Source organism: Kitasatospora sp. NPDC096077, assembly GCF_040303245.1.
Lineage (GTDB): Bacteria > Actinomycetota > Actinomycetes > Streptomycetales > Streptomycetaceae > Kitasatospora.
Map to the genome: position 1 here is coordinate 149,748 of NZ_JBEOSV010000012.1, position 14,700 is coordinate 164,447.

A 14,700-nucleotide genomic window follows, 5' to 3' on the forward strand; every position below is an offset into this window, starting at 1 on the left:
ATGTCGCAGGCAGCGGACGAGCGCCGCATGGAGGCCGACGTCGTCGTCGTCGGCGCCGGACTGGCCGGGCTGACGGCGACCCGCACGCTGAAGGACGCCGGGTACACCGTGCGGCTGCTGGAGGCCCGCGAGCGGGTCGGCGGCCGGCTCAAGGGGTTCGACCTGGGCGACGGCAAGGCGGTGGACCTCGGCGGCGAGTACTTCGGGGACAAGAGCACCGCCATCGCCGCGACCGCCGCGTCCGTCGGCGTCCGAGGGTTCCGGACGTACGACGAGGGCAGGCGGATCACCGTCCTCGACGGCCGCCGGTACGAGTACACCGGGCTGTTCCCGTGGCGGGTCGGACCGGCCACCCTGGCCGACTTCGGGCAGGCGGTGCTCAGGATCGAACGACTGGCCCGGAGCGTGCCGCCCGAGGCCCCCTGGCGGGCGCCCAACGCGCGGTGGCTGGACAGCCAGACCTTCTGGTCCTGGTGCCGCCGCAACACGGTCACCCCCGCGGCCCGGGCCTTCCTCACCATGGTCATGGAGGCGGGCTACTGCGCCTCCCCGGCCGACCTGTCGCTGCTGCACGTGCTGTACTACGCCAACGCCTCGGGCGGCTTCCGCTACCTGGTGGAGGTCAGCGGCGGCATCCAGCGCTACCGGTTCGAGGGCGGCGCCCACAGCATCCCGGACCGGCTCGCCGCCCGGCTGCCCGAGGAGCTGCGCACGGGCGCGGCCGTACGGCGCGTCGAACAGCGCGCGGACTCGGTGCTCGTCAGCGGGACCGGCTACGAGGTGCGGGCGCGCTACGCCGTGATCGCCCTTCCCGTCACGCTCGCCGGTCGACTGGTCTACGAGCCCGCACTGCCGGGCACCCGCGACCAGTTCACCCAGCGGATGCCCGCGGGTGCGGCGATCAAGTGCCTGGCGGTCTACGACGAACCGTTCTGGCGGGCCGACGGGCTCAGCGGCCAGGTCACCAGCAATCGCGGCCCCTTCCGGGTCGCCTTCGACACGTCGCCGTCCGACGGCAGCCCCGGCGTGCTGTCCGCCTTCGTCACCGGATCGGCGGCCCGGGCACTGGCCCGGCTGACGCCGTCCGAACGGCGTGCCGCGGTGCTCACCGGACTCGCCGAGGCCTTCGGCCCGCAGGCCGCACGGCCCCGCGCCTTCGTCGAACAGAACTGGCTGGACGCGGAGTTCACCCGCGGCTGCTACCACGGCTTCGCCCCGCCGGGGCTGTACACGGCCTACGGCCAGGCGCTGCGCACGCCGATCGGGCTCATCCACTGGGCGGGCACCGAGAGCGGCGTGCACCAGATGGGCTCGATGGGCGGCGCCGTCGACTCCGGCCGCCGTGCGGCCCGCGAGATCATCGCCCGGGACTCCGGGGAGTCCGTCCGGCAGCTCGCGGCCGCGGACCCGGTGCGCCGTGGCTAGGCGGGTCGGCCCGGCACCGGCCGCACCCCTCCTGGTGGTCGGCGGCTACGGCGTGGTCGGGGCGCAGGTGTCCCGGCTCCTGCGGCAGCGCCACCCGCGGCTGCCGCTGGTCCTCGGCGGCCGCACCCCCCGGCACGCCCGAGCGCTGGCCGCCTCGATCGGGGCGTCGACGGTCACCGTCGACGTCGGCGCCGAGGAACCGCTGGCCGCCCTGCCGGAGCGTCCGGCGGCGGTCCTGGCCGTGGTGAGCGACCCGGACGACCACCTGATCGTCGATGCCATGCGGCGGGGCATCCCGATCGCGGACATCCACCGTGCCGCGCCGGCCGGGATCCTGGACATCACGGTGGCCGCGGCCAGGGAACGACCGCCCGCCCCCGTACACCTGTCGGGCAGCTGGTTCGCCGGACTCGGCGCACTGTCGGCCGCTGCGGCCGTGCACGAACTGGGTGCCGCCGAACGGGTCGACATCACCGTCCTCGCCTCGACGGACGACCGGGTCGGGCCGGACTCCTGGGGGTTCGGCGAGCGCCTCGCCTGGCCGTACTACCCGATGCACGACGGCCGGCGACGGCCCACCCAGCCGCTGTCCGACCTGCGCGAGGTGCGCTGTCCGGACGGTGTGGTGCGGGCGGCCGCGCTGATCGGGACCCTGGAGCAGAGCACGGCACCGCTGCTGCTCCGGGTCCCGACCGTGCGGACCCGGCTGGCGCTGCAGAGCCGGGCCTCGCTGTACGGACTGGTCGGCCTCAAGCGGTCCGGTGCGCTCCGGCTGCTGGCCCGGCCGGGCCTGCGTCGGGTGCGCTCCGCACTGCTGGAACGCCCCGGCACCGGGGACTTCGCCGGTCTGACGGTCACCGCGAGCAACGCCACCCGCTCCGTCTCGGTCGAACTGCTCGACCCCTCGGGCCAGGCGCACCTGAGCGCACTCGGAGCGGTGCTGGCCGCCGAACGGGTGCTGGCTCCGGACACGGCACCCGGGATCTCCTTCCCCGAGCAGTACGCGGAGCCGGCCGCGGACCTCGACGCCCTGCGCCGGGCCGGCGTCGTGGTCCGGCTCTCGGGCTTCACCCGGCCCCCCGGCCCCCATCCGTCGACGACGGCACGAAAGGACATCGCATGAGCAGGGAGTCAGGGAGCACGGCGGCGCTGTTGCTCGGCGGGCTGCGCGGCATCGGCGGTGCGGCGTTCCTGGTGCCGGGGGTCGGCACCAGGACGCTCGGCATCCCCGACGACGCCGAAGGGCGCTACCTGGTCCGGTTGTTCGCCGCCCGCAACCTGGCCCTGGCCGCCGGGCTGCTGGCCAGCCGGGGCGACGCACGGCGGCTGTGGTACCGGGCCGGGATCGCCTGCGACGCGCTGGACGTGGCGGCCGGACTGCTCGGGTTCCGGGCCGGCAAGAAGCGCTCCGCCGCGGCGGTCGACACCGCGGCCTCACTGCTGGCGACGGGCCTCGGCGTGGCGGGGCTGCTCGCGACGGACCGCGCCGAGGTGGCCGAGTGAACGCGGCCGGCGCCACGGACCGGGTGTGCGTGATCGGGGCCGGTGCCTCGGGAATCGCGGCGTGCCGGTCGCTGGCGCTGCGCGGCATCCCGTTCGACTGCTTCGAGCGCGGCCCGCAGGTGGGCGGCCTCTGGCGCTACCCGCCGCCGCAGGGCCGCGGCCCCGGCTACCCGTCACTGTTCGCCAACACCTCCAAGTCGGTGATGCAGTACCCGAGTCACCCGATGCCCGAGGACTTCCCCGACTACCCGCACCACGCCCAGGTGGCCCGGTACTTCGACGACTACACGGACCGCTACGACCTGCGTCGGCACATCCGCTTCGACACCGGGGTCCGGCGGGTCGAACCGGTCGGTGACAGCTGGGCGGTGACCCTCGACGACGGAACGGCCCACCGCTACCAGGCGGTTCTGGTGGCGTCCGGCGGCCGGCACGGCGAGCCGGTCCACGCCCGTTTCGACGGCGAGTACACCGGCCGTCAGCTGCACTCCGTCGACTACGCGGGACCGGAGGAGTTCGCCGGCCGCACCGTCGTCGTCGTGGGGCTGGGCGCCACCGCGGCCGACATCGCGACCGAGGTGTCACGGGTCGCCGGGACCACCCTGCTGGCGGTGCGCACCGGTCACTACGTGGTCCCCAAGATCCTGGAGGGCCGTCCGATCGACCGCCTCTCCCCCCTGATGAGGCGGCTGACCCCGGAGCAACGGAGCCCCCTGGTCTCCCTCGTCATCAAGCTCGTGCACGGCGACATGACGGACTGGGGCCTGCCCGCACCGCCCTACAAGCCGGGTCGGGGTCCGCTGATCGCCAACAGCGAGTTCCTGCCGGCCATCGCGCACGGCCGGATCACCCCGAAGCCGGTGATCGTGTCCGCCGAGGGCGGCAAGGTCCGGTTCGGCGACGGCGAGGTGGTGGACGCGGACGCGATCATCCACTGCACCGGCTACCGCCTGGCGTTCCCGTTCCTCGACGGGTCGCTGGTGCGCGGTGGGGACGACGCACCGCCGCTCTACCACCAGGCGGTGCCGCCGGAGCTCCCGGGTCTGTACTTCGTCGGCCTGCTGCACTCGATGACCGCACTGATGCCACTGGCCGAGGCCCAGTCGGAGTGGATCGGCGACCTGCTGACCGGCACCGTGCGGCTGCCCCCGCGCGGCGAGATGTGGTCCCGGATCCGGGCGGCCCGGCGCCGCCAGGACCGACGCTTCCACGACTCCTCGGGGCACCTGCTGGTGGATCCGCACGAGTACGAGCGCCTCCTCGCCGACGAGCGCCGTACCCACTCGACGAGGAGGACACATCCATGAGCACCACCGGTGGCGAACCGGCGCGGCGGACGACGATTCCGCTCTCCGCGCGCCGCACCAGTCCGATCGGCCTGCTCCGCAGCGCGGTCGGGCCGCGTCTCCCGGTCCTGCGGCCGTTCAACATCGGCCTGATGGCCGAGGCCGCCGCGGAGCGGTTCGGACGGGTGCCGATCTACCTGGACCAGCCCTTCGCCTGGGACCCGCAGCAGCGGGTGGAGCTCGACTACGTCGAGTTCGCCGTGCTGGTCCGCCAGATGTCGGCGGTACTGAGCCGGGCCGGCGTCAGGCGCTGGGACCGGGTGGCGATCGTCAAGAGCCCCAACTACGACATCCAGGCGCTCGCCTGGGCCTGCGCCCGGATCGGCGCGATCCCGGCCCTGCTGTCCGCGCGGCTGGACCCCGACATCCTCGCCGTCCTGCTGGACCGGCTGAAGCCCGGTTTCGTGGTGACCGACCCGGCGACCGCCGCCCACGCGCGCTTGGACGCGGCCCGGCTGCGCGACCTCTCCTGCACGGCCATCGCCCCGATCGACGGCGGCATCCCGGTGGAGGACCTCTGGGGCGGCCCGGTGCCGGCACCCGACCCGCTCAAGCCGGACGATCCGATGATGATCACCCACACGTCCAGTACCACCGGGGTGTCGAAGCTCGCCGAAATCTCCTGCACCGGCGTCTCGTTCACCGCCGGGGTCGAGGCGATGGCCCCGTTCGTCCACTCCCCCGACGAGTTGTTCGCCAGCGCCATCTCGCACGTGCACGTCCGGGCCACCACGACCCAGCTGGCCGCCTTCTCCCGCGGGACTCCGTTGCTGGGCATCGGCAACCCGGACGACGAGACCGTCCTGAGCCTCTTCGGCCGCTACCGGCCGACCATCGTGGAGGCGCACCCCAACGCCTTCGTGGGCTGGGAGCCGCTGGCGGACCATCCGTCGAACCCCTTCGCCAGCGTCCGGGTCTTCTTCAACACCTTCGACGCGATCCACCCCCGGACCGTCCGCCGGCTGCTGGACGCCTCCCAACGCACCATGCCGGTCTGGCTCCAGTCCTACGGGATGACCGAGACGCAGGTGGTGACACTGCGGATGCAGACCAGGGGCTCGGTACGGCGCCAGAGCGGGCGGGAGTCGCGCAGCGTCGGCTGGCCCGTGCCCGGCGTGCGGGTGCGGATCGCCGACCCCGCCACCGGCCGGCGCCGGCGTTCACAGACCGACCCCGGCATGGTCCAGGTGCGCACCCGCGCGCAGGCGTTGGCCTTCGTCGGCACTCCGGACACGTTCTCCAAGCGCCGGCACGGCCGGTGGTTCGACACCGGGGACTGGGGCCGGCGCGGCCGCTGGCACCAGGTCGAGGTCCTCGACCGGGTCGCCGACCGCATCGACGGTGTCGAGAGCTGCCTGTGGATCGAGGACGTGCTGCTCGACCGCATCCCCGACGCGGAGGAGGTCGTGGTGGTGCCGGACGGCGACGGCAAGCCCGTCCCGGTCGTCTGCATGCGCGACGGGAAGCCGCTGGACGAGGACGCCTGGCGCACCGCCTCGGCGGGCCTGACCGGCCTCGGGGCTCCGCTCCTGGTCGACCGCGCCGAACTCCGCCGGACCGCGACGGTCAAGGCCCGGCGCTACCTGCTCACGGAGAAGCTCAAGGCCGGTGGGGGCGACGGATCGGGAGCGATCCGCCCTGACGTCGTGTTGCGCGAAGGCGCTTAGGAGGAGCAGGTGCGGGACATCAGGGAGCATCCGTCCGTCGAGGCGGACGTCATCGTGGTCGGCGGCGGGTTCGCCGGGATCACGGCGGCCCGCGAGCTGAAGCGGAGCGGACGGTCGGTCGCCCTGCTGGAGGCCCGCGACCGGCTGGGCGGCCGGGCGCTCAGCGCCCCGATCGGTGACGGGAAGATCGTCGAACTGGGCGCCGAGTTCCACGGCAAGGCCCAGCGGATCATCGCCGGTACCGCGCGCGAGCTCGGCATCGACTCCTACCGGGTGCACGACGAGGGCGACCGGCTGATCGACTGGGACGGCGAACTCGTCCGCTGGCGGGGCATGATGCCGCGGATCGGCCCGGCCACCCTGGCGGACTTCGGCCAGGCCGCCCTGCGGCTGGAGCGGATGGCCCGGCGGGTGCCGCTCGACGCCCCGTGGCGGGCCCCGGGAGCCGACCGCTGGGACAGCGAGACCATGGCCTCCTGGGCCCGCCGCAACCTGCGCACCCGGGGCGGGCGCCGACTGATGCAGGTGATGATCGAAGCGGGCCTGGCCGCCACGCCCGCCGACGTCTCGCTGCTGCACGTCCTCTACTACTCCCAGGGGGCCGGCGGCTTCCGGGCCATGACCTCGGTCACCGGCGGCACCCTGGAGCGCCGCTTCGTCGGCGGCTCGCAGAACATCGCCGAGCGACTGGCCGAGAGCATCCGGGCGGAGACGTACCACGGGGCCATCGTGCGGAAGGTCCGGCACACCGGCACCCACGTCCGGGTGATCGGCGAGGGGTTCGAGGCGGTCGGCCGACGGGTGGTGCTGGCGATCCCCGTCCCGCTGGCCGGCCGCATCGACTACGACCCCCCGCTGCCGGCCCACCGCGACCAGCTGACGCAGCGGCTGACCTTCGGCTCGGCCATCAAGTACCTGGCCCTCTACGACGAGCCGTTCTGGCGCAAGGAGGGCCTCACCGGAATGGTGATCAGCCCGGACGGCCCGGTGCGCGCCGTGATGGACTCGTGCCCGCCGGACGGCACGCCCGGCGTCCTCGCGGTCTTCGTCACCGGTCCGGCGGCCCGCGAGGTGAGCCGGCTGGCGCCCGGCGAACGGCGGGAGACGGTGCTGCGCGCGCTGACCCGCTTCTTCGGCCCGCGCGCCGCCTGGCCGTACGAGGTCATCGAGCAGAACTGGATGGCCGAGCCCTACACCCGCGGCTGCTACCACTCCTACGCCCCACCCGGGCTCTACACCTCCTACGGGCCCGGCCTGCGGGAACCGATCGGGCGCATCCACTGGGCCGGAGCGGAGACCGTGACCGCCGAGTACGGAGCGATGGGGGGCGCCATCGACTCCGGCCGACGGGTCGCGCTGGAGGTCATCGGGCGCGACTCCGGCGAGGCTCCCGCCCGGACGGACGCCGCTCCGGAGAACCGGTTCGACGATGTCTTCCGACGAATGGACGAGGCCGAGAAGCATGATTGACGATCCGACGACTCCCGTCCACCGGCGCTCGTCGCTGATGTCCGTGCACATCGCGGAGGTCGGCGCCCGCGAGGCCCTCACCGCCCTGCGGTCGCGGCCCGACCCGGCCGCCGTCGACGGCCTGCGCTGGTCCCAGACCTGGCTCATGCAACCGCTGCGCACCGGCCTGGTCCCGGGGGTGAAGGTGACGGGCGTCGCCCTGCTCGCCGCCTGGGAGGACGACGACTCCCTCGACCGGTTCCTGTCGCATCCACGGGTCCGGATCTACCGGCGCGGCTGGAACGCGCGGTTCGAACCGGTGCGCACCATCGGCTCCTGGCCGGGACTGGAAGACCTTCCGCGCCAGGAACAGCCGGTGACCGACGGCCCGGTGGCCGTCCTCACCATGGCCCGGGTCCGCGCGAACCGGGCCGGCCCGTTCCTGGCCGCCGCGGCGGCCGCCGAACGCGAGGCCCGCACGCATCCGGCCTTCCTGGCGGGCACTTCACTGATCCGCCCGCCCAACCTGGTGAGCACCCTCTCGGTCTGGCGCAGCACGCGGGAGATGCGGGACTATACGGTCAGCAGTTACCCGGGCGGGCACGCACAGGCGATGGCCGCGCACGCCGACCGGGCCTTCCACCACGAAACGTCGTTCGTACGCCTTCGGCCCTACCGATCGGAGGGTCAGTGGGAAGGGCGCGACCCACTCGGCCCGTTGACCTCCTGAAGTCTCAATCCGACAACGGCACAACCTAGTTGGGGAAGTGATCCGGAGCATGACGATGGACGAAGTCGAGCTCTCCGCGGGAACGCTCCAGTACACGGACACCGGCGGCGACGGGCCCGTGCTCGTGTTCCTGCACGGCCTCCTGATGGACGCTTCGCTGTGGGACGACGTGATCGCCGACCTGCGGGCCGACCATCGCTGCGTGGCTCCGACCCTGCCGCTCGGCGGCCACACCGTGCCGGTGCGGGAGGGCACCGACCTGTCACCCCGCGGACAGGCCCGGCTCGTGGCGGAGTTCCTGGAGCGCCTCGACCTGACCGACGTGACCCTGGTGGGGAACGACACCGGAGGTGCCCTCGTCCAGCTCCTGATGGCCGAGGGTGCGGCCCGCGTGGGCCGGGTGGTGCTGGTCGCCTGTGACGCCTTCGACAACTTCCCTCCCGGCCTCACCGGCAGGACCGTGGTGCTCACCGGGAAGCTGCCGCCGAGCCTGTTCGGCGCCTTCATGCAGCAGATGCGGCTCAAGCCGGTGCGGCGGCTGCCGATCGCCTTCGGCTGGCTCACCAAGCGCGGGGACCCGGTCGTCGCCCGCTGGATGAAGCCGGTGCTGACCCAGCCCGGCATCCGGCGGGACGCGGTGCGCGCCCTGCGGGGGATCGCGGCGGACCGGCGGGCCCTGGTGGCGGCCGCCGAGCACTTCCCCCGGTTCGACCGGCCCGCCCTCGTCGTGTGGGCGGAGAAGGACCGCGTCATGCCCCCGGACCACGGTCGCCGGCTCGCCGACGCCCTGCCCCAGGGGCGGCACGTGGAGATCGCCGACACGTACTCGCTGCTGCCGCTGGACCAACCCGCCCTGCTCGCCCAGTCGATCAGGAAGTGGGGGGCGCCGTAATCCGGCCGCCCGTCCGGCCACTCGTCCGGCCCAGGCCGCCACGCCGTGCGCGTGGCGGCTTCGCCGTCCTCGTTCGACCCCGGTTCCCCGCCCCCTGAAAAGGGCCCGCTGAATTCCCGGAGAAATGACGTGGCCGCCGTCCCGGGACGGCGGCCACGACTGTTTCCTCAGCTCTCCGGAAGAACCGGGGAGCCCGGTGCGCGGATCAGGAGAAGACGAACGGGCCGGGCGCCGGCGCCGTCGTGGCGGTGCAGTTCACCGAGATGCCGGCCGCGGGGTAGCTGAGGTTCAGCGTCGTCGCGGTCAGGCTGTCACCGGAGTTGACGGAACCGGTCATCGGACCGGTGGCGAAGGCCGCCCCCTGGGCCGCCGCGGGGTTTGCGGTCCCGGAGAAGGTGCTGGTTCCCCCGGAGGCGTTGGCCAGGGTCAGGGTCGAGGTGACCGCGTTCGCCGGGATGGCGAACGGCGCGATGATCGAACCGCTGCCGGAGATCGTCGCCGCGGTGCCGTTCTGGGAGGCCACCAGGGTCGCCACCCCGCTCCCGAAGCTGCCGCAGTCGAACGTGACGGTGGCCGAAGCGGGCGCCACCGGGGCCGGGGCGGCCGTCGCCAGCGGAGCGGTCCCCAACCCGACCGCGAGCACCGCGCCGACTCCCAGGAGCGCGCTCGTTCCGAACCTTCCGTAGCGCATGGAATTCCCTTTCGGAGATCGAGTCCCTCCCGATCGAGAAGGACATGACCATTACTCCACGAATGACGTGGTGGGACAAGGTTTCACATTCGTCGACAAACACTCCGGGAATTACCGGATAAGTGTGTCGAGTATTTTCTGTACGCACTGTCAACCGTTTTTCCGGAAGCCGCCACGAGATCCGGCCACGGCTTTCCCCGGCGGATCCGACCGAACGGCTCCCTGACTTCAGCCCCCACCGCTCGACCGGCCCCTGCACGGGCTGCCGACTTGTCCGGATCCTTTCGCCCGCCGTCCGGCCCGGGTGCCCGGTGCACGACGTCCGAACGCGCCGGTGGCGCCGCCCGGAGGCGGCGCCACTGATCAGGCCCTGCTGTTCGGTTGTCCGTCGCAGTTGTCGGTGGACGTCAGCGGGCGTCGGGCGTCAGCTGTGGCGTCCGGGGCGGCGGTAGGCGGTGACGCAGAGGATCAGGCCGCCGAGGGCCGCGACCCCGCCGAGGGCGGCGAGCAGCGGGCCGTTCATCCGGCTGCCGGTGTTCGGCAGCGAGGGGCTGCTCGACCCCGACGGGGTGCCGCCGGTCGGGCTCTGGCTCCCGGTCGGGCCGACCGTCTGGGTCGGCGACGGCGAGCCGCTCGGGCTCGGGGACCCGCTCGCGGTCGGCGAGGAGGTCGGGCTCGGCGACGCGGTCGGCGAAGGCGAGGAGGTCGGGCTCGGCGACGCGGTCGGAGACGGCGAAGACGTCGGCGAGGGGGACGACGTGGGAGAGGGGGACGACGTGGGAGACGGCGAGGACGTCGGGCTCGGCGAAGACGTCGGCGAAGGCGACGAGGTCGGGCTCGGCGAGGACGTCGGAGACGGCGACGAGGTCGGCGACGGCGAGGCCGTGGGCGAGGGCGAGGTGGTGGGCAGGATCACGCCCATGTCCAGGTCCAGGTCCCGCTGGCCGCCCTTCAGGGTGACGGTCTGGGTGAGCCCGGTGGTCGGGTCGGCGTCCGAGTCCTTGCTCGGGTCCGTGCCCGCTCCCCGCTTGGTGACGGTGGCACCCGACGGCAGCGTCGACAGGTCGAACTGCACCTGGTAGCTGCCGTCCGGCAGGTTGTCGAACAGGTAGTGCCCGGTCGAGTCGGTCACCGTCGTGACCGGCTTGCCGTCCTTGTCCCGCACCGGCTGCCCGTTGCCGTCCAGCAGCTTCACGGTGACGCCGGGGATGCCGGGGTCGCCGGGCTTCTGGATGCCGGAGCCGTCCAGGTCCTGCCAGACGAAGTCGCCGAGCGCGTTGTTGGAGGGCGCCATCCGCTTGACCGCGACGCCGACCTTGGCGGGCTCGGCGGGCAGCAGCTGCCGGCCCTCGTTGTCGGTGGCGGTGAAGGCGAAGCTGTTCCAGGCGTAGTCGCCCTCGGGCGCGTCGTAGGAGGCGACCATCGGCCAGGTGAGGGTGAAGGCGTCGCCGGAGGCGATGGTGCCGGGGCGGTGGATGCGGAACCAGGTCGCGGTCCCCGGGCCGGGGAAGGCGGTGCTCCAGGTCGCGGCGCTGTTGCAGCCGGTGCGGGTGACGATCACCGGCTCGACGCAGGGGTTGGGGTCGGTGGTGTACTCGATGACCACGGTCGGGTCGCTGGCCGTGATCGGCTGGCTCAGCGAGGGGGTCCAGGCGCTGCCGCGGGGGGCGTCCTGGGTGAGGACGTAGTTGTCGCCCGGGGTGGGCAGCTTGTCGTAGGCGATGAAGTCGGAGACCGGGTCCGGGGAGTCGTTGCGGACGGTCATCCGCCAGGAGGTCTGGCCGCCGGGGGTGGCGGTGCCGATGGTGACGTAGTCGGCGTCCAGGTCGCCCTTGACCTCCTTGTACGAGCGCAGCACCGCCGGCACGTCCACCTGGATCTTGGAGGAGGCGTGGCACATCAGCTCGGTGGTGTCGCCGTTGCCGTTGAGGTCCATGACGTCGGGGGTGCTGCCGCTGTCGGAGCCGGAGAACATGCAGGAGACCGGGTTGGTGGGCCGGTCGACGGTGACGTAGATGTCGTTGGTCAGCTCGCCGGAGCGGATGCTGCTGGCGACCTGGACGTCGAAGAGCATCCGGTAGGCCAGCTGGTCGTGCAGGTACGTCATGTCGGGCGCGCCGGCGGGCCATTCCATCTTCAGGATCTGGCGGCCGTCGGGGCCGGGGGTGACGGTGATCGAGCTGGGGGCCTTGGCGTCCGGGTAGTTCGGGTCCGGGCGGGCGGAGCCGTCGATGTAGACCACGCCGGCCGGCAGCACGTCGTAGAGGACGAGCGGGCGGTCGAGGTCGCGGGCGCTGCGGTTGTACGGGATGACCTGGAAGGTGGCCTTGCCGCCGGGCGCGGACAGCTCGCCGGCGACGGTGGTCTTGGCGGCGCCGAGGTTGGTCGCCGGGGTGATGGTGGTGGAGGCGCAGGCGTTGGCGGAGGCGCTGTTGTTGCCGTCGCTGGCGGTGGTGTCCACGCAGTTGGTCAGCGGGGCCGGGGCCGGGCGGCCGTCGTGGCCGGGGGTGGCGACCTGGGTGACCAGCTGGACGGCGTTGCCGGGACTCCAGCCGGTGGGGATGGGGCCGTCCCAGGTGAACTTGAGGCCGTCCAGCCACCGTCCGGCCGGGATGCCCAGTTCGTCGTTGGCGGGGTCGCCCGCGCCCTGGACGAAGGTGATCCGGCGGGGGCTGGAGCCGTTCAGCGGGCTGGTCGGGGTGAAGGTCTGCCAGGTGGGGTCGCCGTTGAGGCGGTACTGCACGGTGAGCTGGATGCTGGTCGGGTTCCACGGCTCGAACTGGAGGGACTGCGGGTAGATCCAGTTGTAGACGCCGTCGCTGCTGCCGGCGCCGGGGTCGGTCATGGTCAGGCTGGTGGCCGGACCGGAGGTGTTGGTGGCCGACAGGCTGAAGGAGTTGAGGTCACCGGAGACGGTGGTCTCCCGCCACACCTTGCTGGCGGTCACCACCACGCCGCTCGCCGGGGGGCGGAACTGGCCGGTGGTGGTGGAGGAGGAGTCCAGCCGCCGCTCGCTCTCGGTGAGCGGGGCGCCGAGCAGGTCCACGGTGTTGTCGGAGGTCGTCCCGTCCGGGAAGTCGGCCTCCGGGTAGTTGACGACCAGCACGCCGGGCAGCCGGCAGCCGCCGCGCCCGTTGCCGGAGGTGAACGCCCCGATGTCGTAGCCCCAGGTGTTCGGCCCGGGGGCCACCTGGGACCAGCCCGGCGAGCGGCCGAGGTCCACCACCGCGCCGGGCGGCAGGGTGTCCAGCAGCCGGCTGGTGTCCAGGTCGACGTTGGGCACGTTGTCGGTGGCGCAGGCGCTGAACTGGTAGGTGACGGTGCGTCCGTCGCTGCTGGAGGTCTGGATGCCCTTGGTGACGGTGTACTGCGGCTGGACGGCCGCCTTGGTGTCGGCGGTCGCGGTCTGCGAGGTCTCGCCGGTGGCCGACATGGTCGCCGAGTTGGTCGAGGCCGCCCCGTTGGGCGTGGAGAAGTTCGGGTACTTCATCGTCACCGTGATGGTGGCGGTGGTGCCCGGGCTGAGGTTCTTCAGCTTGATGTCCATGGTGCCGCCCATCGCGCCCGTGGCGGGCACGGTGGAGGCGGCCTCGTCGACCGATGACGGGTCGGGCGTCCAGCCGACGAACTGCATGTTGGCGGGCAGCGTGTCGAGGATCTGGCCGTTCGCGCACTCGGTGATCGAGCACGTGTAGCGCAGGGTGTAGGTGACGTTCTCCCCCGGGGAGGGCGTCGCCTTGTCCACACTCTTGGTGAAGGAGATCGCGGCCTGGGCCGGTGGCGCCAGCACGCTGCTGCTGAGCAGCGAGCCCGCCACCAGTGCCAGAACCGAGGCGATCCGCCCGGTCCGGAATCGAAGTCGCATGGCAGGCAGTTCATCCGACTGCCCGACGCCGCTCTTGACGGCGCGAGGACGGGTCACGGTGATTCACCTGCCCGGCCCACGGATGGCACGACCCCCACCACCCTGCGCCCCGATCCGCCCGGACGCCGCGAGCCCCCCGATCGCCGCCCGTGGAATCACCCGATCGTCGTACTCCGCGCACGCCCGGACGGGATACAAAGGACGAGAGGCAAAGAACGGGTAAAGCGACCGACCGGAGGAAGCCCAGATGACCGACCGCCCGACCGCTCCCGTCCCCTTCACCACCGAGGACACCGTGTTCGGCGCGATCACCGTGGACCTCCGGGGCCAGCAGCGGGTGACCGTCTCCGGCGAACGGATTCCCACCGTCGTCCTCACCCGCGACCCGGCGGGGGACCCGGACGGAAAGCCGAACGGCGAACCGGACCCGCAGATCGCGATCGGCACCCGCGACGCCGAGCGCCTCACCCTGACCGTGGACGGCGCCCCGGTGCCGCTCCGGCCGGGCCGGGGCAGGTTCCTCCGGGGCTCCTACCGGGTCGAGGTCTCCCACCGGGGCGCGGTGTACGTCCTGGTCCCGGACTCCATCCCCAGCAGTCGACTCACCCGCGACGGCAGGCGCCTCGGCGACTTCTCCTGCGACGGCGACCAGATCGTCATCGCCGACTGGCGGGAGGACGCCGACGCCCGCCCGGCCGACGCCGCCATCGGCTACGCCTTGGCCGCCGCCTTCGGCACCGGCGGGCACCCGACCTGGATGCTGCTGGTGGAAGGGGTCGCCGCCCTCATCCCCTGAACCGCCCGGCCAGGACGGCTCTTTCGCGCGCCCTGCGTGCCCTGCGCGCCCCGGCGGACCCGGCGGGTGCCACCGTGCCCCTCACCACCGTTATGGGGAACGGTTGTTGATCTTGAATCATGACGGCACCGTACGCGGCGGCCTGCCGGGCGAACCGGCGAACGAGGCCCGGGGCTCGACGGGTGCGGGGGTCGGCTGATCCCGCCCGCGCGCCCGTCTCCGCTGCCGGGCAGGTCGACTGAGAAAGTGTTGGGTTAGCTGGTGACTACTGGTTGTTGAGGTCGTCGGCGAGGCGGCGTGCTGCTTCGGTCTCGATGGTGCCGCGCGGTTCGATCT

The 14,700-nt window shown here is 72.8% G+C and carries 11 protein-coding genes; 9 read left to right on the plus strand and 2 right to left on the minus strand.

The genetic code is table 11. The features are described from left to right. The 8 genes from ABTZ03_RS14690 to ABTZ03_RS14725 are packed head-to-tail and all read left to right on the plus strand — an operon-like array spanning position 1 to position 9,012. On the plus strand, positions 1–1,425 hold the full coding sequence (locus tag ABTZ03_RS14690; RefSeq protein ID WP_350513304.1) for a flavin monoamine oxidase family protein: 1,425 nt from the start codon (positions 1–3) through the stop codon (positions 1,423–1,425). Beyond that, a complete protein-coding gene (locus tag ABTZ03_RS14695; protein ID WP_350513305.1) occupies positions 1,418–2,548 on the plus strand; it encodes a saccharopine dehydrogenase family protein in 1,131 nt (376 codons plus the stop codon). Before ABTZ03_RS14690 ends, ABTZ03_RS14695 begins: the two co-directional genes overlap by 8 nt. Beyond that, entirely contained in the window at positions 2,545–2,928 is a 384-nt protein-coding gene (locus tag ABTZ03_RS14700; protein WP_350513306.1) for a hypothetical protein, read from the plus strand. The genes ABTZ03_RS14695 and ABTZ03_RS14700 overlap by 4 nt, the downstream gene beginning before the upstream one ends. Next, the gene (locus tag ABTZ03_RS14705; RefSeq protein ID WP_350513307.1) at positions 2,925–4,235 is read left to right on the plus strand and encodes a flavin-containing monooxygenase; all 1,311 of its coding nucleotides are present in this window, start codon (positions 2,925–2,927) and stop codon (positions 4,233–4,235) included. Before ABTZ03_RS14700 ends, ABTZ03_RS14705 begins: the two co-directional genes overlap by 4 nt. Continuing rightward, positions 4,232–5,941, plus strand: coding sequence for an AMP-binding protein (locus tag ABTZ03_RS14710; RefSeq protein WP_350513308.1), 1,710 nt, complete (start codon positions 4,232–4,234; stop codon positions 5,939–5,941). Before ABTZ03_RS14705 ends, ABTZ03_RS14710 begins: the two co-directional genes overlap by 4 nt. Positions 5,942–5,950: 9 nt before the next feature. Next, the gene (locus ABTZ03_RS14715) at positions 5,951–7,411 is read left to right on the plus strand and encodes a flavin monoamine oxidase family protein (RefSeq protein ID WP_350513309.1); all 1,461 of its coding nucleotides are present in this window, start codon (positions 5,951–5,953) and stop codon (positions 7,409–7,411) included. Then, entirely contained in the window at positions 7,404–8,120 is a 717-nt protein-coding gene (locus ABTZ03_RS14720; RefSeq protein WP_350513310.1) for a spheroidene monooxygenase, read from the plus strand. The genes ABTZ03_RS14715 and ABTZ03_RS14720 overlap by 8 nt, the downstream gene beginning before the upstream one ends. Positions 8,121–8,175: 55 nt before the next feature. Further along, a complete protein-coding gene (locus ABTZ03_RS14725) occupies positions 8,176–9,012 on the plus strand; it encodes an alpha/beta fold hydrolase (RefSeq protein ID WP_502894467.1) in 837 nt (278 codons plus the stop codon). Positions 9,013–9,217: 205 nt separating this feature from the next. Here the strand turns inward: ABTZ03_RS14725 and ABTZ03_RS14730 are convergent, their stop codons facing one another. Then, positions 9,218–9,703, minus strand: a complete 486-nt coding sequence (locus ABTZ03_RS14730; protein ID WP_350513312.1) for a hypothetical protein — start codon at positions 9,701–9,703, stop codon at positions 9,218–9,220. Between the two features lie 424 nt (positions 9,704–10,127). After that, the gene (locus tag ABTZ03_RS14735) at positions 10,128–13,568 is read right to left on the minus strand and encodes an SdrD B-like domain-containing protein (protein WP_350513313.1); all 3,441 of its coding nucleotides are present in this window, start codon (positions 13,566–13,568) and stop codon (positions 10,128–10,130) included. Positions 13,569–13,815: 247 nt separating this feature from the next. Between ABTZ03_RS14735 and ABTZ03_RS14740 the strand changes: the two genes are divergently transcribed. Next, positions 13,816–14,364 (plus strand): hypothetical protein, encoded by a 549-nt coding sequence (locus ABTZ03_RS14740; protein ID WP_350513314.1) that lies wholly within the window; start codon positions 13,816–13,818, stop codon positions 14,362–14,364. Positions 14,365–14,700: the final 336 nt, after the last annotated feature.

What these genes read in the sequence shown, in the direction of transcription:
- ABTZ03_RS14700 (WP_350513306.1), top strand. Translation starts at nt 2,545, where the DNA reads ATGAGCAGGGAGTCAGGGAGCACGGCGGCGCTGTTGCTCGGCGGGCTG.
- ABTZ03_RS14740 (WP_350513314.1), top strand. Translation starts at nt 13,816, where the DNA reads ATGACCGACCGCCCGACCGCTCCCGTCCCCTTCACCACCGAGGACACC.
- ABTZ03_RS14725 (WP_502894467.1), top strand. Translation starts at nt 8,176, where the DNA reads ATGGACGAAGTCGAGCTCTCCGCGGGAACGCTCCAGTACACGGACACC.
- ABTZ03_RS14710 (WP_350513308.1), top strand. Translation starts at nt 4,232, where the DNA reads ATGAGCACCACCGGTGGCGAACCGGCGCGGCGGACGACGATTCCGCTC.
- ABTZ03_RS14730 (WP_350513312.1), bottom strand. Translation starts at nt 9,703, where the DNA reads ATGCGCTACGGAAGGTTCGGAACGAGCGCGCTCCTGGGAGTCGGCGCG.
- ABTZ03_RS14690 (WP_350513304.1), top strand. Translation starts at nt 1, where the DNA reads ATGTCGCAGGCAGCGGACGAGCGCCGCATGGAGGCCGACGTCGTCGTC.
- ABTZ03_RS14720 (WP_350513310.1), top strand. Translation starts at nt 7,404, where the DNA reads ATGATTGACGATCCGACGACTCCCGTCCACCGGCGCTCGTCGCTGATG.
- ABTZ03_RS14735 (WP_350513313.1), bottom strand. Translation starts at nt 13,568, where the DNA reads ATGCGACTTCGATTCCGGACCGGGCGGATCGCCTCGGTTCTGGCACTG.